The sequence below is a fragment of the Enterobacter vonholyi genome, from assembly GCF_008364555.1.
In the GTDB taxonomy this organism is placed as follows: domain Bacteria; phylum Pseudomonadota; class Gammaproteobacteria; order Enterobacterales; family Enterobacteriaceae; genus Enterobacter; species Enterobacter vonholyi.
In genome coordinates, this window is sequence record NZ_VTUC01000008.1 from 116,720 (window position 1) to 141,926 (window position 25,207).

Here is a 25,207-nt window from a genome sequence, read left to right on the forward strand (position 1 = left end):
GTTACACCGCCTGATGATGAGTGTCGTTTACGCCGGTTGCCAGCGTCATGATGTTTTCCTGAGAGATGTCGCGCCCGTGAAGTTCACCCGCAATGCTGCCTTCCCGCATCACGTACACCCGGTCGCTCATCCCCACCACTTCCGGCAGCTCGCTGGAGATCATTAAAATTGCCACCCCTTTGCGGGCCATTTGGTTCATGATGCGGTAGATCTCGCTTTTCGCGCCGACGTCCACGCCGCGCGTGGGTTCGTCCAGAATCAGAATGCGTGGGCCGATGGCGACCCAGCGGGAGATGAGCAGCTTCTGCTGATTTCCGCCGGACAGCCCGCCCGCGCGCACCTGCGAATGAGGCACGCGGATGTTGAGCAGGGCGATGGCGTCATCGGAAATCGACTGGGCTTTTTTGCGGTTTAACATACCGAAGGTCGCGTCGCGCTCCAGCGTCGCCATGGTGATGTTCTCCTGCGCCGCCAGCTCCAGAAACAGCCCCTGCTCCTTGCGGTTTTCGGTGAGAAAACCGATGCCGTTTTCGATGGCCGCGCGCGGCGAATGGATCACCACCGGCTCGCCGTCGACCTCAATCATGCCGCCCGTGGCTTTACGCACGCCGAAGATAAGCTGCGCCAGCTCGGAACGTCCGGCCCCGACCAGTCCCGCCAGCCCGACGATTTCGCCGGAACGCACCTGCAGGCTGCACGGCTGTACTTTTTTACCGTCGGTGAGGTGGTGGACGTTGAGACGCGGGCTGCCGAGGGGAATATCACGCTCCTTGTTGAACAGGTCGCTTAGCGGGCGGCCCACCATCATCTTCACCAGTTCCGACGCGTTCAGCTTGTCGCGCGTCAGGCTCCCGACGTACTGCCCGTCGCGCAGAACGCTGACGCGGTCAGAGAGTTCATAGACCTCCGCCATGCGGTGGCTGATATAGATGATCGCCATCCCTTCATCGCGGAGGCGCAAAATCAGTTCAAACAGGCGATGCGTTTCGCGGGAGGAGAGGGCGGCGGTGGGTTCATCCATCACCAGAATGCGGCTGTTGCGGTGCAGCGCGCGGGCAATTTCCACCTGCTGCTGTTCGGCGATGGTCAGCTTCATCACCAGATCGGTGGCGCTGAACTGCGCGCCGAGGCGGTCAATCACCGCCTGCGCCTGGGCTGCCATCTCCTTGCGCTGGACCAGCCCGCCGCGCGACAGTTCGCTGCCGAGGAAGATATTTTCGGCTACGGTGAGATTGGGCGCGAGCTGCATCTCCTGATAAATCAGCGTGATGCCTGCGGCCAGCGCATCCTTCGGCCCTTTAATGTGAAATGGCTGACCGTCGATCAGGATCTCGCCGCTGGTGGCAGTATAGGCCCCTGCGAGGATTTTCATCAGCGTGCTTTTTCCCGCGCCGTTTTCGCCCATCAGCGCGTGGATCTCACCGGGAAAAACCGTCAAATCCACACCCTTGAGCGCGTGGAAACTGCCAAACGTTTTGGCAATGCTGCGCATCTCTAATACCGGGGTTCTGCTCATGGCGGATCTCCTGTGAATACCGATTTCTGCACTTCATCACAGGTGCGTAAATGCAAAATGTCAGAAGCTGTTCATATTTGTCATAGTTATGAATAGCTAATCGCCATCACATTTTCCTTTTCCCTCTCCCTGTGGGAGAGGGGCAGGGTGAGGGCAGCAAACCGCAAAGGAGCCTCAATCCATGCCATCACGCCGCCCGCCCTTTTTCGCCAGCGCCCGCGGTCGCCTGCTGATTTTTAATCTGCTGGTGGTTGCCGTAACGCTAATGGCGAGCGGCGTGGCGGTGCTCGGCTTTCGTCACGCCAGCCAAATCCAGGAGCAGGTGCAGCAGCAAACGCTGGACGATATGACCGGCAGCATGAACCTGGCCCGCGATACCGCCAACGTGGCGACGGCGGCGGTGCGGCTCTCGCAGGTGGTGGGGGCGCTCGAGTACAAAGGGGAAGCCGAGCGCCTGAAGCAGACGCAAATGGCCCTGCGCCATTCGCTGGAGCAGCTTGCGGAGGCGCCGCTGGCGCAGCAGGAGCCGGCCCTGGTGGCGCGTATTATTCAACGAAGCAATGAGTTACAGCAGAGCGTGACGGAGATGCTGGAGCGAGGACAGCGACGCCATCTGGAGCGTAACGCGCTGCTGAGCTCGCTGTATCAAAGCCAGAGCTACCTGCGCCATCTGCAGGACATCAACCGCCGTTATGACAGCAACGTACCGAATGCGCAGCAGCTGATGGAGATGGACCGGCTGATCGCCGCCGCCATTGACACCCCTTCGCCGCGCGCGACCGTTCAGCAGCTGGACGCGGTGGCCGCAACGCTGCCCCGGAGTGCCGCACAGCCGGTCGTGAAGGAAGTTCTGCCTGATTTTAATGCCGAGTTAGGTAAGCTCGGCCCGCTCTCGAAGCGGCTGGAGGAGAGCGATTTGGCGATAAGCTGGTACATGTTCCACATCAAGGCGCTGGTGGCGATCCTCAACAGCGACATCAATCAGTACGTTGAGCAGGTGGCGCAGGCCTCCCGGCTTCGCACCGCCCAGAGTCATCACGAGCTACAATCCATCAGCGTGTTTATCAGCATCTTCGCCGTGCTGGCGCTGATCATCACCGGGTGTGCCTGCTGGTATATCTACCGCCATCTGGCCTCCAACCTGACGGCCATTTCCCGGGCGATGTCGCGTCTTGCTCACGGCGAACAGGATGTCTCCGTTCCCGCCCTGCAGCGGCGCGATGAGCTGGGTGAGCTGGCGCGCGCGTTCAACGTTTTTGCCCGCAACACCGCCTCGCTTGAACACACCACGCGTCTGCTGAAAGAAAAAACAACGCAGATGGAGATCGACCGCATTGAGCGTCAGGGGCTGGAAGAGGCGCTCCTGCACAGCCAGAAGATGAAGGCCGTCGGACAGCTGACGGGCGGGCTGGCGCATGATTTTAACAACCTGCTGGCGGTGATCATCGGCAGTCTTGAGCTCACCGACCCTGAATCAAAAGACGCGCCGCGCATTACCCGGGCGCTAAAGGCGGCCGAGCGTGGCGCCTTACTGACCCAGCGACTGCTGGCGTTTTCCCGCAAGCAATCCCTGACCCCGCATGCTGTAGAGATGCTGCCGCTGCTGGAGAACCTCCGGGAACTGCTGCGCCACTCCCTGCCTGCTACCCTGACCCTGGAGATTGAAGCGCAATCCCCTGCATGGCCCGCCTGGATAGACGTCAGCCAGCTGGAAAATGCCATCATCAACCTGGTGATGAACGCGCGCGATGCGATGGAAGGGCAAAGCGGGGTGATTAAAATTCGCACCTGGAATCAGCGCGTCACCCGCAGCGACGGGCGCAGGCAGGATATGGTGGCACTGGAGGTCATTGACCGCGGCAGCGGCATGTCGCAGGAGGTGAAATCCCGGGTCTTTGAACCGTTCTTCACCACCAAGCAGACCGGGAGCGGGAGCGGGTTAGGCCTGTCGATGGTCTATGGCTTTGTCCGCCAGTCCGGCGGTCGTGTGGAGATCGAGAGCGCGCCGGGGCAGGGGACAACCGTCCGGCTACACCTCCCGCGCTCGACGCTGCCCGCTGCTGCAGTTGATGAAGCATTATCTGCCACCGCCTCCGTCGATAGCGAGCGGCTGGTGCTGGTGCTGGAAGATGAGGCGGATGTCCGTCAGACCCTGTGCGAGCAGCTGCACCAGCTTGGCTATCTGACGCTCGAAGCGGACAACGGCGAGCAGGCGCTGAGCATGCTGGCGGCGTCGCCGGATATTGGCATGTTTATCAGCGACCTGATGTTGCCCGGAAGCCTGAGCGGGGCCGAGGTGATTAGCCATGTGCGTAATCATTATCCGCAGCTTCCGGTGCTGCTGATCAGCGGCCAGGATTTACGGCCCGCGCATAATCCTCAGCTGCCGGACGTTCCATTACTGCGTAAGCCGTTTACGCGGGTGCAGTTGGCGCAGGCGCTGCGGAAAATATGTTTTTAAATGCCCCTGTTTAGGATTTCATCAAGAGCATCGTTAACGCCGGTGATGTTAATCTGCGCAAAATTTAGCAGATTGGGATATAAAAGGAATTATGCCGGTACTCACAAAGGGGGACTCACAAATGATCGTGATGCCTACAACATACAGCCCGAGCACAATTGCCAGGTCGTTTAAACTCGTTGATGAGTTTGAGCTTTCCGGGCGAGTGCTACATGTTATTTTTGATAGCCAGACGCCAAGAGCTGCGATTATTGAAGCGGATATCGAAACCTTCGATGGAGTGCCCCGGCATCGGGTTGTTGCTGCCCTGGATTTACAACGTAAAACGCATTTGGGTGAAGATATTATTGCCGTCGAGCGCTGTTGGGAAGATGCCAGTGTTATTCAGGTAGAAGGTATCTGCGTTGATCCCGCCGAGCGTGACAAGGGACTGGCAACTCGCCTGTATGAAGCCCTGGTATTACAGTGTGGCGTGACGCTTGTCAGCGACTTTGAACAATATGAGGGTGGGAAGATGCTCTGGCAAAAAATTGCCCGCGAGTCTGACCAAATCGCTGTATTTGTTCTCGATACCGAGCAGGGCGCATTTTGGCCGTATGATGGTAGCAAGGTTATCTATGACGGAGGGTGTATCCCCGAAGATCGTATCTGGAGCCATTCGCCGGATCAAAAATGCTATGGCATCGTCCTGGTTGCAGAAAATAAACAGCGTGCGAATCAACTGATGGAAGTCCCAGGACACAACTGAATTTGAGATTCCTCCGCTACCCCCGTTTCCTGCCGTTGATTATCGTAAAGCCAGTTCACCTGCGAGTCTGGCCTTATGAAACGTTACTCAACTGCTCTGTTATTTGGTCTGCTGTCTCTCACCAGCCAACTGGCTCATGCCGACATTGTTGATGATGCTATTGGCAACATTCAGCAGGCGATCAACGATGCCTACAACCCCAGCAGCAGCCGCAGCAATGACGACGACGATCGTTATGACCGCAGCCGTCAAATCGACAGTCGACAGTACGACGATCGTCGTCGGCAGCTCGAAGACAGGCGCCGCCGTTTAGACGAGCGCCAGCGCCAGCTGGATGACGACAGACGTCGTCTGGAAGAGGACGAGCGCAGGTTGGAAGACGATTACGATCGAGGCTAAGTGCGGCCTCTTGCCCTCACCCCAACCCTCTCCCACGGGAGAGGGAGAAAACTAATCCAGGACCAGCACCATCCCGTCATACCCTGCTTCAATGCCGTCGGGCAGCGGGTTATCCATCATCCACACGTCAAACTGATGGCTGATGTGGGTCAGGATCACCTGCGGACAGCCAATCACCTCGTTTAGCGCCATCACGGTATTTAAATCGCAATGGTTTCGCGGCGTTTCGTCGCGCGGTGCATGGCTGCAGTCGATAATCATCGCCTGCGGCTGATTGTTGAGCAGGAACTTCACCGTTTTTTCCGGCAGCCCGGCGGTATCGGAGAGCCAGGCTACGCGGCTGTGGGCCGACTCCAGCAAATACCCGAAGGTCAGTTTCGAATGGTTGAGCGGCAGCGGCGTAACCCGCATTCCCTGAAGTTCAAACATCACAAACGGTTCGACCGTATGGCTGAAATCCAGAATCCCCGGATGTTTAAACAGGTCGTCACAGCCCGCTTCATCCGGCGGACCGTAAACGGGGATCGTCGCGCCCACGCCCCAGCGCAGGGGGAACAGCCCCTGAACGTGATCCATATGATAATGGGTCAGCAAAAACTGCTGAAAGCTGCCTGCGGGCCAGTCGTCCATCAGGTGCGGAATACCCGCGTCCAGCAGGGTCACCGCATCGTTGAATTTGACCACCGCGCTACAGGGGCGACGGCGATAGGTCTCCTGCAGACGCGCCCGGCGACACGCCGCGCAGTCGCAGCCAAAGACCGGCACGAGCTGGGCGCTTCCGGTTCCTGTTAACGCGATCGTCAGACTCATAACGCACCTCTACAGCGGTTTAGTGAATCGAAAATGGCTCTGCGTATATCCTTCACGGACGTAAAAACGGTGGGCGTCGGTGCGCTTCACGCTGGTGGAGAGCTCGGTCAGCTCAGCGCCGGCCTGTCTCGCGACGTCCTCTGCCCAGGCGAGCAGATGGCTGCCCACTTTTAGCCCGCGCGCCTGCGGCATCACCACCAGCTCCTGGATCTCGCCGATCCAGCGCGCGTGATGGAGGTGAAACTGCAGGTGCAGGCCGATCATGCCGATGACCTGCCCGTCCAGCTCGGCAAGCTGGTAGCGCATATTGTGATCCTGCAGATTGGCAAGATAGCCCGCGTGAAACGCCTGGCGATCGAATTCCGCCTGTTTCAATTCGCAGATTAACGCATAGACGATTTGCGTATCGTCGGCGGTGGCGGGACGAAGCCTGCAGTCAGGCATGCTGTTTCTCCTTCTGACGGATAAGCGATAAAAAGGTATCGACTGACTGTAGCAAACTTCCGTCGTTATTAAGGATATGGCAGTCGGACGGGGTGTAGCGCGCCGCACGTTCCAGCCGCTGGTCGATCTCGCGGGCGGATTCACGACCCCGTCTCTGCAACCGGCTGCGCAGAACCTCCGGTGAAACCTGCAGGCAGACCGGCAGCAGGGCTGCCCCATAGCGGGCGCGCGCCTGCGAAAGATGCGCCCGCGAGCCGTTGACCAGCACGTCGAACCCCGCATGCAGCCACAGATCGGTCTCGATGCCGATTCCGTAGTAATAGCCATTGGCGTGCCAGCTCAGCGCCAGCAGATTTTGCCCGGCGCGGGTGAAAAACTCCTGCTCGCTCAGGGCGATATGGTTTTCACTCCCCGCATTGGCCGCGCGGGTAATGTACCGGTGCGCCACCAGCAGCTGCGGATGCTCCTGCTGCCGTAAGGCGGACAGCAGGCTGTCCTTACCGGAGCCGGACGGCCCCATTAGCCAGATAAGTCTTCCCATCAGAACACCCTCTTTCCCTGACGCCAGACGTGGTCGATATGGATGTGTTCGCCCTTGCGGTGGGCCAGGACCAGATCCGCCCGCTTGCCTTCGGCTATCTCGCCGCGATCCTGCAGATTAAGCGCCGAGGCCGGGTTTTTCGTCACCAGGCGAATCGCCTGCGGCAGCGTAAAGCGGTTGCCCTCGTCGTCGGCCACCCGGAACGCCGCGTCGAGCAGGCTGGCGGGGTAGTAGTCGGACGAGAGGATATCCAGCAGGCCGAGGGACGCGAGCCTGCTTGCCGCGACGTTGCCGGAGTGCGAGCCGCCGCGCACGATATTCGGTGCGCCCATCAGGACGTTCATGCCGTGCCTGCGGGAGGCTTCAGCCGCCTCGAACGTGGTGGGAAATTCGGCGATCACGCTGCCAAGCTGGTGGGATTCGAGCACGTGATCGTGTGTGGCATCGTCATGGCTGGCCAGCGCGATATTGCGGTCCCGGCACATCGCCGCAATCCTGAAACGGTTAGGCTGCGACCACCGTGCCGCAAGCGCCAGCTGCTCTTCTTCGTAACGCGCCATCTCTGCATCGCTGAGAGAATATTTGCCCTGATAGTATTCGCGATACTTTTCAATGTTGGCGAACTGGCGCTGTCCCGGCGAGTGGTCCATCAGGGAGACCAGCGACACCGGCTCGCGGCCGACCAGCTTTTCAAACAGCGGCAGGGTGGTGTGGTGCGGCAGCTCGCAGCGCAGGTGCAGGCGGTGCTCGGCGCGGTTGAGGCCCCGCTTTTGCGTCTCTTCCACGGCGTTGATCATCTTCTCCAGGTTCTCCAGACGGTCCCCGCCGTCGCGCACGTCGCCAATCGCCACCGCGTCCAGTACGGTGGTGATGCCGCTGGCGACCATCAGCGCGTCGTGGCTGCTCATCGCAGAATGCGCGGGCCAGTCGACCTTCGGGCGCGGGGTGAAGAATTTATCCAGATTATCGGTATGCAGTTCAATCAGCCCCGGCAGCAGCCAGCCGCCTTCACCGTCCATCGCCTCGGGCGAGCGGCTCTGGGTTTCAGCAAACGCGCGGATTGTTCCGTCCTGGATCTCAATCGAGCCGTCAACCACCTCATTATCCAGCACCAGCTTGACGTTATTGATAATCATGCGTTTGTCCCCATCGGGTGCAGCCTGTCCGCGACGCGGGTGCGAACGCTCTCGTCGTGGAAGATCCCGACGATCGCCGCCCCGCGCGCTTTGGCCTGTTCGATCAGCGCCACCACGGCCGCGCTGTTTTTAGCGTCGAGCGAGGCGGTGGGTTCATCCAGAAGTAAAATCGGGTAGTCGACGATAAAGCCGCGGGCGATATTGACGCGCTGCTGCTCGCCGCCGGAAAAGGTCGACGGGGCAAGGTGCCACAGGCGCTCGGGCACGTTGAGGCGCGTCAGGAGGCTGGCGGCTTTGGCGGCACAGGTTTCACGCGGTACGCCAAGATCCAGCAGCGGCTGCATGACCACGTCCAGGGCGGAGATCCGCGGGATCACCCGCAGAAACTGGCTCACCCAGCCGATCGTTGAGCGGCGCACCTCCAGCACCTTACGCGCGGGGGCCTGTACCAGGTCGACCCATTCATCGCCGTGGCGAATATGAATATGGCCTTCGTCGGGCAGATAGTTGGCGTACAGGGAGCGCAGCAGGGTGGATTTTCCACTGCCGGAGTGGCCGTGCAGCACCACGCATTCGCCGCGATTCACCTCCAGTGAGGCATTTTGCAGCACCGGCAGGCGTACGCCGTTTTGCTGGTGGAGCACAAAGGTCTTACTTACGTTTTGTACGTGGATCATGTTGGCCTCTTAGTTCTGCAACACGGACGACACCAGCAGCTGGGTATAGGGATGGTGGGGATCGTCGAGCACGCGGTCAGTTAACCCACTTTCCACCACCTGACCCTGCTTCATCACCAGCAGACGGTCCGCCAGCAGGCGCGCGACGCCTAAATCGTGGGTGACAATCACCACCGCAAGGTTCAGTTCCACCACCAGGCCGCGCAGCAGGTCGAGCAGTCGCGCCTGCACCGAGACGTCCAGCCCGCCGGTGGGTTCATCCATAAACACCAGCTTCGGATGGGTGACCAGGTTGCGGGCAATCTGCAGACGCTGCTGCATCCCACCGGAGAAGGTCGTCGGCAGGTCGTCGATGCGCGAGGCGGGAATTTCAACTTCTTCAAGCCAGTGCTGCGCCGTAGCGCGGATGTTGCCGTAGTGGCGCGCGCCGGTAGCCATCAGGCGTTCGCCGATATTCCCCCCCGCAGAGACCTGACGGCGCAGGCCGTCCATCGGGTGCTGATGCACCACGCCCCACTCGGTGCGCAGCAGGCGGCGGCGCTCGGCCTCGCTCATGCCGTAAAGGGAGTGTCCCTGGTAGAGTATCTCGCCGTGTTGCGGCGTCAGGCGCGCGGAGATGCACTTCAGCAGGGTGGTTTTGCCGGAGCCGGACTCGCCGACAATGCCCAGCACTTCGCCCGGCCACAGCTCGAACGACACGTCGCTAAAGCCTTTGCCCGGCGCATACAGGTGGGTCAGGTTATTAACCGAAAGCAGCGGTTTCATTGGCCGTTCGCCTCGCTCTGTTGGCGGCAAAAATCGGTGTCGGAGCAGACAAACATCCGTTTGCCCGTGTCATCCAGCACCACTTCATCCAGATAGCTGTGTTTGGATCCGCAGATGGCGCACGGCTCGTCCCACTCCTGAACCGTAAACGGGTGATCGTCGAAATCCAGGCTTTCGACACGCGTGTACGGCGGGACGGCGTAGATGCGCTTTTCGCGCCCGGCGCCGAACAGCTGCAGGGCGGGCATCATGTCCATCTTCGGGTTATCGAATTTCGGGATCGGCGACGGGTCCATGACGTAGCGCCCGTTGACCTTCACCGGGTACGCATAGGTGGTGGCGATATGGCCGAAGCGGGCGATATCCTCATACAGCTTCACCTGCATCACGCCGTACTCTTCCAGGGCGTGCATGGTGCGGGTTTCGGTTTCGCGCGGCTCGATAAAGCGCAGCGGCTCCGGAATCGGCACCTGGAAAATCAGAATCTGATCTTCAGCGAGCGGGGTTTCGGGAATGCGGTGGCGGGTCTGGATCAGCGTCGCGTCTTCGGTTTTTTCCGTGGTCGCGACGCCCGTTACCCGCTGAAAGAAGCTGCGGATCGACACGGCGTTGGTGGTGTCGTCGGCGCCCTGGTCGATGACCTTCAGCACGTCCGCCTCGCCGATCACGCTGGCGGTAATCTGAATACCGCCCGTGCCCCAGCCATAGGGCATCGGCATCTCGCGGCCGCCGAAGGGCACCTGATAGCCCGGAATCGCCACCGCTTTAAGTATCGCTCGGCGGATCATGCGTTTGGTTTGCTCATCCAGATATGCAAAGTTGTAGCCGCTTAAGTTAGCCATGTTTGCGCTCCCGTTGCAGGCGTTTCAGCAGTTCCAGTTCGGCCTGGAAATCGACGTAGTGCGGCAGCTTGAGGTGCGAGACGAAGCCCGCAGCTTCGACGTTATCCGCGTGGGCCAGCACAAACTCTTCGTCCTGCGCCGGGCCGGAAATGTGCTCGCCGTAGTCGGGTGCCTGCAGGGCGCGGTCGACCAGCGCCATGGCCATGGCCTTGCGCTCGCCGAGGCCGAACACCAGCCCGTAGCCGCGGGTAAAGTGCGGGTCTTCATTTTCAGGCGCGAAAAAACCGTTGACCATTTCGCATTCGGTCATCAGCAGTTCGCCGACGTTCACCGCAAAACCCAGCTCTTCCGGCACGATTTCAAGGTCGATGTAGCCGCTGCGAATTTCGGCGGCAAACGGGTGGTTGCGCCCATAGCCGCGCTGGGTGGAGTAGGCCAGCGCCAGCAGATAGCCCTCGTCGCCGCGCATCAGCTGCTGCAGGCGGGACGAGCGCGAGCACGGGTAAACCGGCGGCGTGCGGGTGATGTCATCCGGCTGCGCGCCTGAATCTTCTTCCGCCTTCGCCAGGCCCTGTTTCGCCAGCAGGCTGAAAACGTGCGGAGACGGTTCCTGTTCGGCAACGGAGGTGCTGAGCGTCGGCGCTTCGCCGTTCGCCAGCAGGGTAAAATCCAGCAGGCGGTGGGTGTAGTCGTACGTGGGGCCAAGCAACTGGCCGCCGGGGATGTCTTTATAAACGGCAGAAATGCGGCGTTCCAGGCGCATCTCCGCGGTATTGACCGGCTCGCTCACCGCCAGTTTGGCAAGCGTAGTGCGGTAGGCGCGCAGCAGGAAGATCGCTTCCACGTTATCGCCGCTGGCCTGCTTCAGGGCCAGCGCCGCCAGCTCGCGGTCGGCGATGCCGCCTTCGGTCATCACCCGGTCGACGGCGAGGTTTAGCTGCTGCTCGATTTGGGCCACGCTCAGCTCAGGGAGCTGTTCATCGCCCCGTCGTCTGTGCGCCTGCAGCGCATGGGCGGCGGCGATAGCCTTCTCGCCCCCTTTGACGGCAACGTACATCAGCACACCTCCACGTGGGTGGTCCGCGGGATGGCCAGCAGGCGCTCGCCGCAGGTCAGGATCAGGTCAATGCCCAGCGGGAACGGGTGCGGGCGCTCGGTCAGCTCGTGAATGATGCACTCCGGCAGCTGCGGCGCAACCATGCGCTCATCGGCGATGCCTGCCCCCGTCAGGCGCAGCATGCGGCCGCCGCTCAGGCTGGTGACCTGCAAAATCAGCGTGGCGCTGGTTTCCGGGGCGACGGCGGAGCCTTCGCTCAGGGCATTCAGCTGTTCATGACTGATTTGTTCGTCGGCCACGGCAAAGATTGCCTGCTGCGGCTGTTCAACCAGCGGGGCGCCGGTGTGAAAACGCAGGTTCTGGCTGGCGATATCGTTAGACAGGGCGCCCGAAAGCCATACCGGGGTATCGTTGTCGGCCAGGGTCAGCAGCACGCTGGTGGTCGCCAGGTTCAGCGGCAACCAGCCCTGAGAGAGCTGGTGCAGCGAGACAATCACGCCCGGCTCGCTCATGGCTTTCAGCAGGCGACGAAAACTGTGTTGGGCATCCTGGACGGCCAGGGTAAAAGCGGGTTGAAGCGTCATGCGTTGTCTCCGCGAACGAGCGTAAAGAAGTCGACCCGGCTGGTATTCACTTCGGCCTGACGCGCGGCAATACGTGCGGCGCGGTCGGCCTCCAGCGGGGAAATAAGGGTTTCCATCAGCGTCTGGAAATGCGGTTGTTCCTGTAAAAGCGCGTCGATGACCGCGCAGCGCTCGGCGTGCGCTTTATCACGCCCCAGCACGTAGCCGTAGCCCAGCGTGCCGCTGTGCAGGCGGATCGCTGCGCGGGTGAGGGTGGCATCCCCGGCGAAAAAGCGCTCGCCGGTGCCGCCCATGCGCGCCTGGATCTGCACAAGGCCGATCTCCGGCGCGCGGAGGATGTCGTACCCGGGGGCCAGGCTAAGGGCGTTCATGCGGGCAGAGAGCGCAGCAGGCTGGCTGTGGGCCAGCACGCGCATCCAGCGCTGTCGGGTGGCGGTGTCGAAGTGCATTCAGTGCTCCATGGTGAATTCGATCATGTCGGCGCGGGTCAGGCTGACGGAGTATTCCGTCGCGTCGATCTCGCCGTCACGGTGGTTGAGGGTGCGCACGCAGAGCAGCGGGGCCATATTGGGGATTTCGAGTACTTTGCTCTCTTTCGCCTGCGCGCGGCGGGCGCTGATGCGCGTCTGGGTGCGTTTCAGCGCAATGCCTGTCGCATTCTGGAGAAAATCATGCAGCGATCCGCTGGAGAAATTCTGCAGCACCGGCCAGAGGGCGAGGTCCGCGAAGTAGTGATCGATCTGGCACACCGCCACGCCGTTGACGCGGCGCAGCGTGCGCAGGTGGATGACGTTGTCGCCCTCCTGAATGCCCAGCGCGTCCGCCACGTGGCTGGAGGCCGGTCTTAATACCGAGAGCAGCTTTTCGCTGGTCGGATGGCTGCCCTGATCCAGCAGGTTCTGGCTAAAGCGCGCCTGGGCGTTCAGCGGGTAGTCGAACGGGCGCATCAGCACCAGCACGCCCACGCCCTGACGGCGCTGCACCCAGCCGCGCTCGACCAGCTGGTCAATGGCGCGACGCAGGGTGTGGCGGTTCACTTCATAGCGGTCAGCAAGCTGCTGCTCGGCAGGGAGGTAGTCCCCGCAGCGGTAGTGCGTGCGCAGCTCTACTTCGAGCTTTGCCGCGATCTCTTGCCATCGGGTGGGGTAACTGGTCGGATGTCTGGATAAGTGCATAGAAAACAAAGCCTCGCTTCTCAGATGAAGTGCTTGCGCAAACGTTGAGAGAGGAAATCCAGCAGGCTGACGGTGACGATGATGAGCACCATCAGGGCGCAGGTTTGCTGGAACTGGAAACCGCGAATCGCTTCCCACAGGGTGACGCCAATCCCGCCTGCGCCCACCATGCCGACCACGGTGGCGGAGCGGACGTTGGACTCAAAGCGGTACAGGGAGTAGGAGATCAGCAGCGGCATCACCTGAGGCAGAACGCCGTAGAGGATCTCTTCGATTTTATTGGCACCCGTGGCGCGGATGCCTTCCACCGGACCGGGTTCAATGGCTTCGACCGCCTCGGAGAGCAGCTTGGAGAGCACGCCGGTAGTGTGAATGAAAAGCGCCATAACGCCTGCGAACGGACCCAGACCGACGGCGACTACGAACAGCATCGCAAAGACCATTTCGTTGATCGCACGACAGGCGTCCATCAGGCGGCGCATGGGCTGGTATACCCACCACGGCACGATGTTTTCGGCGCTCATCAGGCCAAACGGAACGGAGAGAATGACGGCAAGCGCGGTGCCCCAGACGGCGATTTGCAGGGTGACCGCCATTTCGCTGAGGTAGTCCTGCCACTGGCTGAAGTCCGGCGGGAAGAAGTCGGCGGCGAAGGTCGCCATGTTGCCCGCGTCTTTGAAGAGCAGCAGCGGATCCATTTCCGCGCCCTTCCAGGAGATAACCAGCACCGCCAGCAGGATGGCCCAGCTTATGAGCGAGAACCAGCTGCGCTTTGGCGGCGGGAGGGTGATGGTTTGCATGTTGGCTCCTTAATCTGTTCTCCCTCTCCCTCAAGGGAGAGGGGACAAAGTTACTGCACCGCTTTATTCACGCTGGTCATCGCGCCGAGCGCGGCGGTCAGGCGGTCGAGGTCTTCAAGCTGGGCCTGAATCGCGGCCACTTTGCTGGTCTTTTCCTCGTCCTTCAGTCCCTTGTTGTCCTTGACGCCCTGCATCTCTTTAAACAGCGCCAGCTGGCGAATCGGAACCAGCTGCAGGTCGCTTGACGGGCGGAACGGTGCCCAGCCCAGACGTTCGAGAACCGCTTTCTCTTCCGGCGTTTTGCCATAGTTCATGAAGAAGTCGTACACCTTGTCCTTGGTGCTCTCGGAGAGATTTTTACGCCACACGATCGGGTCGCCCGGGATCAGCGGCGATTTCCAGATAACCTTGATCTCTTTAAGCTTGTCCGGCGCTGAGCTTTTTAGCTTGTCGAGGTTCTCGGTGTTGTTGGTGGCAACGTCCACCTGCTTGTTGGCCACGGCCAGCGCGTTGGTTTCGTGGCTGGCGTTTACGGTGCGCTTGAAGTCGCTGGCGGAGGCGTTGTTTTTGGCGAAGACGTAGTAGCCAGGGACAAGGTAGCCGGAGGTAGAGTTCGGATCGCCGTTGCCGAAGGTCAGCTCTTTGCGTTTGGCGAGCATGTCATTGAGGTTGTTGATCGGGCTGTCTTTGTTGACGATCAGCACGCTCCAGTAGCCAGGGGAGCCATCTGCCGCGACGGTCTGGGCAAAGACCTGGCCGTTCGCGCGGTCCACCGCTTCCATGGCGGAGAGGTTGCCGTACCAGGCGATGTCTACTTTATTAAAGCGCATTCCCTGGATGATGCCCGCATAGTCCGGGGCGAAGAAGGCGTTCACTTTGATCCCCAGCTTGGTTTCCATATCTTTCAGGAACGGTTCCCACTGAGGCTTCAGGTTCTGCTGTGATTCCGTCGAAATAATGCCGAAGTTCAGCGATTTTTCCTGCTCTTCCGCATACGCTGGGCTTAACAGGGTGCTGATGCTGAACATGCTGGTAAAGGCCAGCGCGGCAACGGCTTTGTAGCTCATGTACTTTCCTCGGATCGGGTTTAATTAAGCAGCCTGCGCGTTCTCTTCGACGCGGTTAATGCTGCGGTAGAGATGGTCAAAACGTTCGTTATCGAACTGATGGCTCGCGCCATCAAAGAACACGTGCCCCTGACGCAGGGCGACGATGCGCTCGCAGTAGCGCAGGGCGTAATCAACCTGATGCAGCGTGACCACTACGGTGATGCCGTCGTTCTGGTTAATGTCGCGCAGGGTCTCCATCACGATGCGGGCGGACTCCGGGTCCAGCGAGGCGATGGGTTCGTCAGCAAGAATGATTTGCGCTTTCTGCATCAGCGCGCGCGCAATCGCCACGCGCTGCTGTTGCCCGCCGGACAGGGTAGAGACGCGCTGGTGGGCGAAGTGCGCCATGCCGACTCGGGTCAGCGCCTGCAAGGCTTCCTGCTTCTGGGAAGGGGAGAACCAGCGCAGACAGGTGCGCCAGAACGGGGTGCTGCCGAGCGCGCCAATCAGCACGTTCTCCAGTACAGTCAGGCGGTTTACCAGGTTGAACTGCTGGAAGATGTAGCCCGTCTGGGCGCGGCTCTTGCGGATATCGCTCGCCAGACGCCCGGCGCGCTGGACGGTATTACCCAGCAGCTCGACGTGGCTTTCCGGCGTTTTATCGCCGGTGATAAGCCCGCTCAAATGGCGCAGAAGGGTAGATTTACCCGAGCCAGAAGGCCCGAGAAGCGCCACCATGTTGCCCTGCCGGACGGTCAGATCAACGGCATGCAGAGCCTTGTTGTGATTAAAGGTCTTGCTCAGTTTCTCGACGCGGATGACGGTTTGCATGTGCTGGGCCTCACGATAAATGTGGCCTCATGCTGGCGCATCAATGTGACATTTGGGTTAAGTGCAGGTTGCGGGAGTTTGAAGAGTTGAAGTGAAAGCGATGACAGTTACTGTAGGCCCGGTAAGCGCAGCGCCACCGGGCGCTTTTGCTGGCTGCGCTGCGCGTGTCCTGCCTACGACGTTTGTTGCTTAACGACGTTAATCATCCACGGCACGCCGTACTTATCGGTGACTCTACCAAAACCATGTGCCCAGAAGGTTTCCTGCCAGGCCATGTCGATATTCCCGCCCGCGGCGAGGTTGTCGAACCAGCGTTTGCCTTCATGGACGTCCTGGGTGTCGAGAACCAGGGTAAAGCCCGCGTACTGCGCGTTGCTGCCGGGCGGCATCCCGTCGCTCATCATGATATCGCTGCCCGCAATGCGGACGTTGGAGTGGGCGATAGCCGAATCCGGAAATTGCATACCGGACGGACAGCCTTCATCGCTGTTATCGCTTTTTGGCATTTCGCCGAAGGTGATTTTATAGAGAAGTTCTGCGCCGACGGCTTGCTGGTAAAAGGCGGTGGCCTCAGCGCAGTTGCCGGCAAAAGAGATGTAGGGACTTAACGGCATAATCTTTACCTCACGTAAGATAAGCCCGTTAAGTGTAGTGCCCGAAAGCCCGGTAAGCGAAGCGCCACCGGGCGGGTAAATCAGTTCTTTTTCACAAACTCTGATTTCAGCTTCATCGGACCGAAGCCGTCAATTTTGCAGTCGATATTATGATCGCCTTCAACCAGACGGATATTCTTCACTTTGGTGCCGATCTTCAGCATGGAAGAGCTGCCTTTCACTTTCAGATCTTTAATCACGGTTACGCTGTCGCCGTCCGCCAGCAGATTGCCGTTCGCATCTTTGACGACAAGTGCATCAGCATCGTTTGATGGTTCGGCATCATTCCATTCATGAGCGCATTCCGGGCAGATGAACATGCCATTATCTTCATAGGTGTATTCAGAATTGCATTTTGGGCAGTGTGGGAGTGACATATCGGTATCCTCAAAAAGTGTAAACGCGCTGGAAAGTGCCAGCTAAATGACGGCAGCGTGCCGAAAAAGGCGGCAAGTATAGCGCAAATCCACACGTTTGTCGGTGACATTGTGAATTAAAAAAATGCAAAAAACGTATTGGGAGTGACACTTCCTGTCAGTCAGTTAAGCGATGCTGACCTCATTAACACGGTGGGAAGAAATGACGCTAAATATATCGAATATTTTATTGCGGCAAATTGCTACGTTCCTTCATTTCGGATAAGGTGAAGCGACACATTGTTATTTATCTCTGGACTTCGCTGCTCTACATATCTTATGGCAGTGGGGTATTACCTCTCTTTTTAGGGGGGAAATAATGATGATATATCCTGAAGTTTCTTAAAAATGGGCTACGCTTTTTTTCTTTTGGCTGTCAGGCCAGGAGGGAAGCTATACACGCCATGCAAGGATAGTGAATTATTTCTGATTATCATCAATCAGTTATATTTCGGCGAACATGTTTTCCACACGTAATCATATAAGCCTGAACAACATAATTAATACCAGTGGCTTAATAAAAGTAATAAATTTGCGTTAAGGAAAGGCTTTTATCATGCACACACAGACCATTTTTGAATTAAGCCAGGAAGCTGAGCGTTTGCTACAGCTTGCCCTGCAAAACCTTGATACGTTGAAATCAATGCCGACTGCGATGCTGGAGAGCACTGCGGCTGCTATTACGGGTGAAAAGAACAACGTTTTACCTTTGCATTTTAGCGCGCGCGGCGTCGAAGCGCAGCAGGCGATGCTGAATAATGAATTACGAAAAATAACCCGGCTGGAAATGGTCCTGGCTATTGTGGGCACCATGAAGGCGGGGAAATCAACCACCATTAATGCGATTGTGGGGACCGAAGTGTTGCCGAATCGCAATCGTCCGATGACGGCACTTCCTACCCTGATTCGCCACACGCCGGGTCAGAAGGAGCCGGTGCTGCATTTCTCGCATGCCTCGCCCATTGATGAATTGATCCAACTGCTCCAGAAAAAGCTATGCGATTACGACCGCGGGAAGCTGGCTCAGCGTCTGGAAATTGATAAAGACATGAATACGCTGCTGGAGCGCATTGAAAAAGGGGAAGCGTTTGAGAAGCATCACCTGGGCGCGCAGCCGATATTTCACTGTCTGAAAAGTCTCAACGACCTGGTGAGGCTTTCCCAGGCATTAGGTGTAGAGTTTCCGTTCTCTGAGTATGCGGCTATCGAACATATCCCGGTAATTGAAGTGGAGTTCGTGCATCTTGCGGGTCTGGATGCTCACCTCGGACAGCTGACGCTGCTCGATACGCCCGGGCCGAATGAGGCCGGACAGCCGCACCTGCAAAAAATGCTCAGCGAGCAGTTGTCCCGCGCGTCGGCGGTGCTGGCCGTGATGGATTATACCCAGCTTAAATCCATCTCTGATGAAGAAGTCCGCCAGGCCATTTCTGCGGCGGGAAAATCCGTGCCGCTGTATGCGCTGGTCAATAAATTCGATCAGAAAGATCGCAATAGCGACGATGAAGAGCAGATCCGGGCGATGATCTCCGGCACCTTAATGAAAGGCAATATTTCGCCCGGCCAGATCTACCCCGTTTCGTCCATGTGGGCCTATCTGGCGAACCGCGCTCGCTACGAGATGAGTACCCACGGACAACTGCCGGATCATCAGGAGCAACCCTGGGTGCAGGATTTTGCTGAAGCTGCGCTTGGACGTCGCTGGCGCACGGCGGACCTGGACGATATCGACCATATTCGTCATTCTGCCGATTTGCTCTGGGAAGATTCGCTATTCGAACAACCGATACGCAAACTGATTTACGCCGCCTATGCCAATGCTTCGCTTTATGCGCTGCGTTCGGCCTCGCATAAGCTGCTTAACTACGCGCAAAATGCCCGGGAGTACCTCGACTTCCGCTATCAGGGATTGACGGTTGCCTTTGAGGCGCTGGAACTGAACATCGCACGTCTGGAAGAGGACATGGCGCTTCTGCAGACGCGTCAGAGCGTGGTGAGCGATGAGGTGAAACATGAGGTTGAAGAGGCGCTGAACGCCACTACGGACTTTATGGGAGCCCAAAAAACTGCGCTTCACCAGGCGATTGGTGAGGTGTTCAGCGCTCAGCATATTCTTGATTTGGCAGGTATCGATCGGCAGAACCTTCGCGGTGACGAGGCGCACGAGCTGAAACAGCTGGTTCTGGAAGATGAAGGGCAGGCGCAGATCGCGCTGAGTAAAATCCGCTCCTCCTGCGAGCTGGTGATGCTCGATGCACAGACGAAGATTTGCCGGGAGCTGGCGTTACGCTTCGACCAGCTTGAATCTACGCTGGCGCGTTCCCTGAACGAAGCCATGCGCCCCATCGAAACGCGTATTAAAGAGCATCTGAGCCATGCGGGGTTTCGGGCGCGGATCAGTTTCCCCGCGTTTCAGGCAAGCCAGCTTAACTTCAATACGCGAGCGCTGTTCAACGATGCGATTGCACAGGACGACAGCCAGGCCGCCCCTCCCTCCGGCGGGAGCAGCATGCGTGAAACGGTCTCTCGTTGGCTCAATAATCCGGGCTGGGGCTGGGATGAGTATGTGGAAACGCGCACGCGCTATGTTATCGATATTGCGCAGCTACATGACAAATTTAAGCAACATATTGATCAGTTTTGTGAACAAATACGTAAAGCTTTGTCCGCGCAGGTCGATGTCTCTGTTACGGCAGGAATGGCAACGTTCTTTGCAGAATTTTCGTTGTGCCTGACCGGGTTACAGGAAAGCTTGCGTGATAGCCTCGCAGTGCGTCAACAGAATGAGCATTCAACCCGAGCGCTCTGCCAGTTGTTGAAGCAAAGTATTACTACTGCGACGTGGATACAGGAAGATACCCGACTGTTACGCGATGATATTCAAACTCTATTCGCGGCAGAGCAACCATGACAACACCACTACTGGATGGCCCCGGGCGAACGCTGGAGTGTATTAATCCAAAATTTATGGTCGATCTGGTTCAGGGAGTGGACGCGGCGCGTCATCCTCACCTGGGACCTCAACAGCTTCAATTTCGTGAGCGTTTGACTCAGGAAATCATGACGCATACCCGGCTACGCCCCTGGGCGATGGCGGGTATGCTCAATGAAAATGCGGCGCTGCGCCTGGGGCTGGCGGAAAAACTGGCCGGCATGCTTGACCCGGGTCATCTCGCGCTGACGCTGATGGCAGAGAAACTGATTGCTTTGCGCCAGCAGACGCACCCGCGCGCCCAGCAGTCCCCCGGACTGATGCAGCAGTACGCTGAACTCTCTTCTCATTTTACCCAACGCGCCGCCTGGAAAGAGAAGGCGCTAACCCAGCGCGGGCTGACGGTGCAGGCGGGCGAGCACAGCGAGCAGATTTTTACCCGCTGGCGGGCCGGACATTATGATGGCTGGTCGCTGGCCGGGCGCTGCTTTATCGTCCTGGAAGAGCTACGCTGGGGGGCATTTGGTGACGCATGCCGCCTCGCGAATGAAGATGTGGCGGCAATGCTTAAGGATAACCTGCGCAGCATGGCGGCTAACTATCTGGCGCAGGGGATCAATGCGTCACCCACGACCCGCCATTTCTATCACCAGTGGCTTACAACGCCGGCCTCTCCGGGCTTAATCGATCATAAAGATATGCTGGGCTGGCTGGGGGACTGGTGTCAGGCGGATCAACATCCGGTGAGCTGGTCAGTGACGCAAAACTGGCAGACCGTCGCGCTGGGCATGCCGCGGCTCTGTTCGGCAAAACGGCTGGTGGACGGGATGGTGGAAGAAATTTTTGGATGAATCCCTTATCACCCCGATCCTCTCCCCGAGGGGAGAGGGGATGATCCGGTGTGGTGTGTTAATGATTCGCTTCTATTGGTTTCGGTTCAGGCTGGGTCTCATGCATATTCCCGTAGCGCTTCGCATACAGCGCGGTGATGATGGGCACCAGAATCGCGGTGACAATCACGCTCGCGGCAACCAGTGCAGTCGCTGAAGCAGCGACCGGTTCGAAGGCCGGGTTAATCTGAGCAATAATCACCGGGTTTGCGACAGCAGCACCTGCGGCTGAAGAGGCGGCGACGCCCGCCGTGCCGTTTCCTCCTCCGATTACGCGGTCAGCAATAATCAGCGGAATGCCGGTGATGACGATCACGGCGACACCCAGCACAATGCCCAGCAGGCCGGTATCGAGAATGACCTTCAGGTTGATGGTGTTCCCCAGTGCGAAACCGAAGAAAGGGATCAGCACCGGCGTGGCTTTGCTGAAGAAATCACGCAGATCGCGATCGAGATTGCCAAGGGCGAAACCGACCAGGAAGGGCAAGATCGCGCCGACAAAGTGGTGGGGTTCAAACGAGGCCAGGCCAGCAGACCCCAGGATCAGCATCGTCATCAGCGGGCCAGATTCCAGAGACATCAACACAAATGCGCCGGACTCTTCTTTCGTTCCGTACTGGTTCATCAGGCTGGCGTATAATCCGCCGTTGGTCATGTCCATCGCCGAGACAATTGCCAGGACCGATAATCCCGCGAAGAACCCGGTCTGAATTCCATTCTCTGGAATGAACATTGCGCATATCATTGCCGCCGCCCAGGCTACCGCTATTTTGGTTATCACCAGCGTTCCGGATTTCCGTAATACGGTACCCGTTGCCCGCAAATTAATGGACGCGCCGATACAAAAAAACCAGACGGCAAGAATCGGAACCGTGCCCGTTATCATGCCTTTAGTGAAACCGCCAAAATAAGCTCCGGTATTGGGAGCAAGGGTATTCAGGATCGCGCCCAGCACCAGCGGAACCAGCATCATACCGCCAGGAATGCGTTCTATCGTGGCTTTAATCTTCATAGACAAACCTCACATCGGATCCCGCAGCACGGGGGATAGGTGTTAAAAATTAGTCAATAAATTCAATTGATTGCTCTTATTGCTTGCCGTCTTTTTTCGATGACCCAGCAACATAATTAAATGTGTGCTCGCGATTAGCCTCTTTTGAAAACACATAAAACGTTGTATTCGGATTTATCATGCGATCATTGGAATATTGATTCAATGAAAATAAAACAGCGTTTTAGTTATCTTTGTCACATATTCAATGTAAAGTTTGAGGCCGGATCCTGTTGATGAAAATTTATGTAAAGTTGATGTGAATTAACGTGGTTTGTTTTTCTGTCACGAAAGAAATAAAAACGCGCGTGAGGATGTTCTTTTGGGGAGGGTAAGGAAGTGCTTATTGGCATTCCTTGACAATAATTGGACTGAGTTGACCAGACGCAAAAATATATGTGAAGTTGATCACAAATATAAACGCTGGTAGGGTAAAAAGGTCATTAACTGCCCAGGCAGGCGTCAACAGGTTCGGTTGTATCGATGTAAAACGTCAATGTAAGTAAACCTGCTACGCTTGAATAAGGCGATTCGCATGGAGCGGATCCCATGGTTCACAGAACGCATACTGGACTGTGAAACAGACAGGGCCGAGTCAACGAGGATAGCTATGCTGAGAAGGAAAAAGATTAAACCCATCACGCTTCGCGACGTCACCATTATTGATGACGCAAAGCTGCGTAAAGCGATTACCGCAGCCTCGCTCGGTAATGCGATGGAATGGTTCGATTTTGGTGTCTACGGTTTTGTGGCCTATGCGTTAGGTAAAGTGTTTTTCCCCGGGGCCGATCCCAGCCTGCAGATGATTGCCGCACTGGGTACGTTCTCCGTTCCCTTCCTGATTCGCCCGCTGGGTGGTCTGTTCTTCGGTATGCTCGGCGATAAATATGGTCGCCAGAAGATCCTTGCTATCACCATCGTTATTATGTCGATCAGTACATTCTGTATCGGCCTTATACCCTCTTACGCCACCATCGGCATTTGGGCACCCATTCTCCTGCTGATTTGTAAGATGGCCCAGGGCTTCTCCGTAGGCGGTGAATATACCGGAGCCTCGATCTTCGTTGCCGAGTATTCCCCGGACCGTAAGCGCGGTTTTATGGGAAGCTGGCTGGACTTCGGCTCGATTGCCGGGTTTGTCCTGGGGGCGGGCGTCGTGGTGCTGATTTCAACCGTGGTGGGTGAAGATAACTTCCTCGACTGGGGCTGGCGTATTCCGTTCTTCCTGGCATTGCCGCTGGGGATTATTGGCCTCTACCTGCGTCATGCGCTGGAAGAGACGCCTGCCTTCCAGCAGCACGTCGATAAACTGGAGCAGGGTGACCGCGAAGGGCTGCAGGATGGTCCTAAGGTATCGTTCAAAGAGATTGCCACTAAGCACTGGCGCAGCCTGCTGACCTGTATTGGTCTGGTGATTTCGACCAACGTGACCTACTACATGCTGTTGACCTACATGCCGAGCTATCTGTCGCATAACCTGCACTATTCGGAAGATCACGGTGTGCTGATTATTATCGCCATCATGGTGGGTATGCTGTTTGTGCAGCCGATTATGGGTCTGTTGAGTGACCGTTTTGGTCGTCGACCGTTCATTATTCTGGGAAGCGTTGCGCTGTTTGCTCTGGCAATCCCGGCATTTATTCTTATTAACAGTGATGTGCTGGGGCTGATTTTTGCCGGTCTGCTGATGCTGGCGGTGATCCTTAACTGCTTTATCGGGGTGATGGCCTCAACGCTGCCCGCAATGTTCCCGACCCACATTCGCTACAGCGCGCTGGCCGCAGCCTTTAACATCTCGGTGCTGATTGCCGGTCTGACCCCAACGCTTGCCGCCTCGCTGGTGGAGAGCACACAGAACCTGATGATGCCTGCTTATTACCTGATGGTGATCGCGGTGATTGGTTTGATTACCGGTATTACCATGAAGGAGACGGCAAATCGTCCTCTGAAAGGCGCAACGCCTGCGGCATCGGATATCCAGGAAGCGAAAGAGATCCTGCGTGAGCACTACGATAATGTAGAGCAGAAGATTGAGGATATTGACGCCGAGATTGAAGAGCTGCAGAAAAAACGCTCCCGACTGGTGGATCAGCATCCACGCATCAACGAGTAATAAATAAACCCGCCAACGGCGGGTTTTCTTTTATTAGCATCCGGCAGCGATGTAGTCGCCATTGGCACTGATGGGGATCACCGTCAGGAACAGCACTGTCGCGAATAGGATCAGGACTATCCCTCCGGCTATTTTGACTGCCGGTACCAGCCATCTTAATGAGGCGCTTTCTCCGAACCAGGTCACCGTGCGTTCGCGGGCGTACCTTACAGCAAGGGACAGCCCCACAATAGAGAGGGCGGTTCCCAGAGACATGGTCATGACTGCGGCCACCCCCCAGGTGACAATGCCCAGCGCGTTCGAAAACATCAGAATCATGATCGCCCCGCTGCACGGGCGTGCGCCAATCGCCAGAATCACGCCCAGACGGGTTTTCCAGTCGCCCTGCGTCAGGTCTGTACCTACGCCGTGATGGCCGCAGCCACAGTGTTCGTCGTGCTGATGAAGTGGCTTAATGGCAGAGACAGACATTCTGCGCGGACGCAGACTTTTCAGCGCCTGGTAAATGACAAATGCGCCGAATGCGCCAATAAGCACTGCGCTGATCTTCTCCACATACCAGCGGCTGGTACTAATATCCCCTGAGGCGAGGTTAAATCCTACCGCCAGAATAAAGACAAACAGAATGGCGCTGACGCCCTGCATCAGGCTGCCCAGGAAGGGGACGACCCGGGCGGCCAGCTCGCTTTCCTTATTGGTGGTCAGATAGGTCGTCACGATGAACTTTCCGTGCCCGGGTCCGATGGCGTGAAGGACACCATAAAGGAAAGCCCCCGTTAACAGCCATAATCCGCCGCTGTACTGGTGGTTATTAAGCTGCAGCAGATACATCACCAGATAGCGGTGCAGCGTAATTTGCGTGGCGAGACACCACTGGATAAAGGCGTTCCAGTGCGCATGCAGGGTAAAACCCGCAAAGAGAAGTGCCAGCAGCATCACCCCTGCTGTAGGGAGACGCCAGTCGCGGGTGAGGCGTTGTGTGGTCATGAGGGTGGGCCTGAACAGAGGAGAATATTTGCCGCTAGTATAGTTGATCTTCTCGCTCAATTCGTGGGATCGCGTCGGGAACCGTGCATGATTGTGGATAACTTTGTGCATAAAAGGGTATAAGGCGGGGTTTTGCTGGGGAATGCAGCAGTCAGTCATTTTTTTGCAACTTTTCGGTTGCGGTCGTTCGGGAACTCCCTATAATGCGCCTCCATCGACACGGCGGATGTGAATCACTTCACAAACAGCCCGGTCGGTTTAAGAGAAAAAATCCTGCAATAACGGGTTGACTCTGAAAGAGGAAAGCGTAATATACGCCACCTCGCAACG

Annotated in this window: 25 protein-coding genes; 6 read left to right on the forward strand and 19 right to left on the reverse strand. The window is 57.7% G+C overall.

Annotated elements, in window-relative coordinates; all coding sequences use genetic code 11:
- Nucleotide 1: 1 nt before the first annotated feature.
- A complete protein-coding gene (locus F0319_RS14245) occupies nt 2–1,516 on the reverse strand; it encodes a sugar ABC transporter ATP-binding protein (RefSeq protein WP_111964185.1) in 1,515 nt (504 codons plus the stop codon).
- Nucleotides 1,517–1,697: 181 nt separating this feature from the next.
- Here F0319_RS14245 and F0319_RS14250 point away from each other — a divergent pair, with 181 nt between their 5' ends.
- The 3 genes from F0319_RS14250 (at nt 1,698) to yjdP (ending at nt 5,124) form a co-directional block, all read left to right on the forward strand.
- Entirely contained in the window at nt 1,698–3,977 is a 2,280-nt protein-coding gene (locus F0319_RS14250; protein WP_149367228.1) for an ATP-binding protein, read from the forward strand.
- A gap of 121 nt (nt 3,978–4,098) precedes the next feature.
- Nucleotides 4,099–4,725: a GNAT family N-acetyltransferase gene (locus F0319_RS14255; RefSeq protein WP_149367229.1), complete on the forward strand. Its 627-nt coding sequence runs from the start codon at nt 4,099–4,101 to the stop codon at nt 4,723–4,725.
- 75 nt (nt 4,726–4,800) lie between these two features.
- Nucleotides 4,801–5,124 carry a DDRRRQL repeat protein YjdP gene (gene yjdP, locus F0319_RS14260; protein WP_033144428.1) on the forward strand — a complete coding sequence of 108 codons (324 nt, stop codon included), beginning with the start codon at nt 4,801–4,803 and terminating at the stop codon, nt 5,122–5,124.
- A gap of 51 nt (nt 5,125–5,175) precedes the next feature.
- Here the strand turns inward: yjdP and phnP are convergent, their stop codons facing one another.
- From phnP to F0319_RS14340, 16 genes are all read right to left on the reverse strand, one after another.
- The gene (gene phnP / locus F0319_RS14265) at nt 5,176–5,934 is read right to left on the reverse strand and encodes a phosphonate metabolism protein PhnP (RefSeq protein WP_149367230.1); all 759 of its coding nucleotides are present in this window, start codon (nt 5,932–5,934) and stop codon (nt 5,176–5,178) included.
- A gap of 9 nt (nt 5,935–5,943) precedes the next feature.
- Nucleotides 5,944–6,378 (reverse strand): aminoalkylphosphonate N-acetyltransferase, encoded by a 435-nt coding sequence (gene phnO / locus F0319_RS14270; RefSeq protein ID WP_111964182.1) that lies wholly within the window; start codon nt 6,376–6,378, stop codon nt 5,944–5,946.
- On the reverse strand, nt 6,371–6,922 hold the full coding sequence (gene phnN, locus F0319_RS14275) for a ribose 1,5-bisphosphokinase (protein ID WP_149367231.1): 552 nt from the start codon (nt 6,920–6,922) through the stop codon (nt 6,371–6,373). Before phnN ends, phnO begins: the two co-directional genes overlap by 8 nt.
- Entirely contained in the window at nt 6,919–8,055 is a 1,137-nt protein-coding gene (phnM, locus tag F0319_RS14280) for an alpha-D-ribose 1-methylphosphonate 5-triphosphate diphosphatase (protein ID WP_149367232.1), read from the reverse strand. The genes phnN and phnM overlap by 4 nt, the downstream gene beginning before the upstream one ends.
- Nucleotides 8,052–8,732, reverse strand: a complete 681-nt coding sequence (gene phnL, locus F0319_RS14285; protein WP_149367233.1) for a phosphonate C-P lyase system protein PhnL — start codon at nt 8,730–8,732, stop codon at nt 8,052–8,054. Before phnL ends, phnM begins: the two co-directional genes overlap by 4 nt.
- A gap of 9 nt (nt 8,733–8,741) precedes the next feature.
- Entirely contained in the window at nt 8,742–9,497 is a 756-nt protein-coding gene (gene phnK / locus F0319_RS14290) for a phosphonate C-P lyase system protein PhnK (RefSeq protein ID WP_149367234.1), read from the reverse strand.
- Nucleotides 9,494–10,339, reverse strand: a complete 846-nt coding sequence (locus F0319_RS14295; RefSeq protein WP_048990321.1) for an alpha-D-ribose 1-methylphosphonate 5-phosphate C-P-lyase PhnJ — start codon at nt 10,337–10,339, stop codon at nt 9,494–9,496. Before F0319_RS14295 ends, phnK begins: the two co-directional genes overlap by 4 nt.
- Nucleotides 10,332–11,396 (reverse strand): carbon-phosphorus lyase complex subunit, encoded by a 1,065-nt coding sequence (locus F0319_RS14300; RefSeq protein ID WP_149367235.1) that lies wholly within the window; start codon nt 11,394–11,396, stop codon nt 10,332–10,334. Before F0319_RS14300 ends, F0319_RS14295 begins: the two co-directional genes overlap by 8 nt.
- Nucleotides 11,396–11,980, reverse strand: a complete 585-nt coding sequence (gene phnH / locus F0319_RS14305) for a phosphonate C-P lyase system protein PhnH (protein ID WP_127729318.1) — start codon at nt 11,978–11,980, stop codon at nt 11,396–11,398. Before phnH ends, F0319_RS14300 begins: the two co-directional genes overlap by 1 nt.
- Nucleotides 11,977–12,429 carry a phosphonate C-P lyase system protein PhnG gene (gene phnG, locus F0319_RS14310; RefSeq protein ID WP_149367236.1) on the reverse strand — a complete coding sequence of 151 codons (453 nt, stop codon included), beginning with the start codon at nt 12,427–12,429 and terminating at the stop codon, nt 11,977–11,979. The genes phnH and phnG overlap by 4 nt, the downstream gene beginning before the upstream one ends.
- A complete protein-coding gene (gene phnF, locus F0319_RS14315; RefSeq protein ID WP_149367237.1) occupies nt 12,430–13,155 on the reverse strand; it encodes a phosphonate metabolism transcriptional regulator PhnF in 726 nt (241 codons plus the stop codon).
- A 20-nt stretch (nt 13,156–13,175) separates the two neighbouring features.
- Nucleotides 13,176–13,955 (reverse strand): phosphonate ABC transporter, permease protein PhnE, encoded by a 780-nt coding sequence (gene phnE, locus F0319_RS14320; RefSeq protein WP_048226491.1) that lies wholly within the window; start codon nt 13,953–13,955, stop codon nt 13,176–13,178.
- Nucleotides 13,956–14,005: 50 nt separating this feature from the next.
- Nucleotides 14,006–15,022 carry a phosphonate ABC transporter substrate-binding protein gene (phnD, locus tag F0319_RS14325; RefSeq protein ID WP_149367238.1) on the reverse strand — a complete coding sequence of 339 codons (1,017 nt, stop codon included), beginning with the start codon at nt 15,020–15,022 and terminating at the stop codon, nt 14,006–14,008.
- Nucleotides 15,023–15,046: 24 nt separating this feature from the next.
- Nucleotides 15,047–15,835: a phosphonate ABC transporter ATP-binding protein gene (gene phnC, locus F0319_RS14330; protein ID WP_111964173.1), complete on the reverse strand. Its 789-nt coding sequence runs from the start codon at nt 15,833–15,835 to the stop codon at nt 15,047–15,049.
- 173 nt (nt 15,836–16,008) lie between these two features.
- Nucleotides 16,009–16,449 (reverse strand): VOC family metalloprotein YjdN, encoded by a 441-nt coding sequence (gene yjdN, locus F0319_RS14335; RefSeq protein WP_111964172.1) that lies wholly within the window; start codon nt 16,447–16,449, stop codon nt 16,009–16,011.
- Nucleotides 16,450–16,529: 80 nt separating this feature from the next.
- Nucleotides 16,530–16,865, reverse strand: a complete 336-nt coding sequence (locus tag F0319_RS14340) for a zinc ribbon domain-containing protein YjdM (RefSeq protein WP_111964171.1) — start codon at nt 16,863–16,865, stop codon at nt 16,530–16,532.
- Nucleotides 16,866–17,460: 595 nt separating this feature from the next.
- Here F0319_RS14340 and crfC point away from each other — a divergent pair.
- Entirely contained in the window at nt 17,461–19,815 is a 2,355-nt protein-coding gene (gene crfC, locus F0319_RS14345; protein WP_133293612.1) for a clamp-binding protein CrfC, read from the forward strand.
- Nucleotides 19,812–20,687 (forward strand): diguanylate cyclase regulator RdcB family protein, encoded by an 876-nt coding sequence (locus F0319_RS14350; protein WP_111964169.1) that lies wholly within the window; start codon nt 19,812–19,814, stop codon nt 20,685–20,687. The genes crfC and F0319_RS14350 overlap by 4 nt, the downstream gene beginning before the upstream one ends.
- Nucleotides 20,688–20,745: 58 nt before the next feature.
- Here F0319_RS14350 and kdgT read toward each other — a convergent pair whose 3' ends face one another.
- Nucleotides 20,746–21,738 (reverse strand): 2-keto-3-deoxygluconate transporter, encoded by a 993-nt coding sequence (gene kdgT, locus F0319_RS14355; RefSeq protein ID WP_149367239.1) that lies wholly within the window; start codon nt 21,736–21,738, stop codon nt 20,746–20,748.
- A gap of 649 nt (nt 21,739–22,387) precedes the next feature.
- Here kdgT and proP point away from each other — a divergent pair.
- Nucleotides 22,388–23,890, forward strand: a complete 1,503-nt coding sequence (proP, locus tag F0319_RS14360) for a glycine betaine/L-proline transporter ProP (protein WP_023334221.1) — start codon at nt 22,388–22,390, stop codon at nt 23,888–23,890.
- A gap of 33 nt (nt 23,891–23,923) precedes the next feature.
- Here the strand turns inward: proP and F0319_RS14365 are convergent, their stop codons facing one another.
- The gene (locus F0319_RS14365) at nt 23,924–24,877 is read right to left on the reverse strand and encodes a nickel/cobalt transporter (protein WP_149367240.1); all 954 of its coding nucleotides are present in this window, start codon (nt 24,875–24,877) and stop codon (nt 23,924–23,926) included.
- Nucleotides 24,878–25,207: the final 330 nt, after the last annotated feature.

Coding starts and splice junctions, on each gene's coding strand:
- F0319_RS14245 (WP_111964185.1), bottom strand. CDS start 1,516: ATGAGCAGAACCCCGGTATTAGAGATGCGCAGCATTGCCAAAACGTTT.
- F0319_RS14250 (WP_149367228.1), top strand. CDS start 1,698: ATGCCATCACGCCGCCCGCCCTTTTTCGCCAGCGCCCGCGGTCGCCTG.
- F0319_RS14255 (WP_149367229.1), top strand. CDS start 4,099: ATGATCGTGATGCCTACAACATACAGCCCGAGCACAATTGCCAGGTCG.
- yjdP (WP_033144428.1), top strand. CDS start 4,801: ATGAAACGTTACTCAACTGCTCTGTTATTTGGTCTGCTGTCTCTCACC.
- phnP (WP_149367230.1), bottom strand. CDS start 5,934: ATGAGTCTGACGATCGCGTTAACAGGAACCGGAAGCGCCCAGCTCGTG.
- phnO (WP_111964182.1), bottom strand. CDS start 6,378: ATGCCTGACTGCAGGCTTCGTCCCGCCACCGCCGACGATACGCAAATC.
- phnM (WP_149367232.1), bottom strand. CDS start 8,055: ATGATTATCAATAACGTCAAGCTGGTGCTGGATAATGAGGTGGTTGAC.
- phnL (WP_149367233.1), bottom strand. CDS start 8,732: ATGATCCACGTACAAAACGTAAGTAAGACCTTTGTGCTCCACCAGCAA.
- phnK (WP_149367234.1), bottom strand. CDS start 9,497: ATGAAACCGCTGCTTTCGGTTAATAACCTGACCCACCTGTATGCGCCG.
- F0319_RS14295 (WP_048990321.1), bottom strand. CDS start 10,339: ATGGCTAACTTAAGCGGCTACAACTTTGCATATCTGGATGAGCAAACC.
- F0319_RS14300 (WP_149367235.1), bottom strand. CDS start 11,396: ATGTACGTTGCCGTCAAAGGGGGCGAGAAGGCTATCGCCGCCGCCCAT.
- phnH (WP_127729318.1), bottom strand. CDS start 11,980: ATGACGCTTCAACCCGCTTTTACCCTGGCCGTCCAGGATGCCCAACAC.
- phnG (WP_149367236.1), bottom strand. CDS start 12,429: ATGCACTTCGACACCGCCACCCGACAGCGCTGGATGCGCGTGCTGGCC.
- phnF (WP_149367237.1), bottom strand. CDS start 13,155: ATGCACTTATCCAGACATCCGACCAGTTACCCCACCCGATGGCAAGAG.
- phnE (WP_048226491.1), bottom strand. CDS start 13,955: ATGCAAACCATCACCCTCCCGCCGCCAAAGCGCAGCTGGTTCTCGCTC.
- phnD (WP_149367238.1), bottom strand. CDS start 15,022: ATGAGCTACAAAGCCGTTGCCGCGCTGGCCTTTACCAGCATGTTCAGC.
- phnC (WP_111964173.1), bottom strand. CDS start 15,835: ATGCAAACCGTCATCCGCGTCGAGAAACTGAGCAAGACCTTTAATCAC.
- yjdN (WP_111964172.1), bottom strand. CDS start 16,449: ATGCCGTTAAGTCCCTACATCTCTTTTGCCGGCAACTGCGCTGAGGCC.
- F0319_RS14340 (WP_111964171.1), bottom strand. CDS start 16,865: ATGTCACTCCCACACTGCCCAAAATGCAATTCTGAATACACCTATGAA.
- crfC (WP_133293612.1), top strand. CDS start 17,461: ATGCACACACAGACCATTTTTGAATTAAGCCAGGAAGCTGAGCGTTTG.
- F0319_RS14350 (WP_111964169.1), top strand. CDS start 19,812: ATGACAACACCACTACTGGATGGCCCCGGGCGAACGCTGGAGTGTATT.
- kdgT (WP_149367239.1), bottom strand. CDS start 21,738: ATGAAGATTAAAGCCACGATAGAACGCATTCCTGGCGGTATGATGCTG.
- proP (WP_023334221.1), top strand. CDS start 22,388: ATGCTGAGAAGGAAAAAGATTAAACCCATCACGCTTCGCGACGTCACC.
- F0319_RS14365 (WP_149367240.1), bottom strand. CDS start 24,877: ATGACCACACAACGCCTCACCCGCGACTGGCGTCTCCCTACAGCAGGG.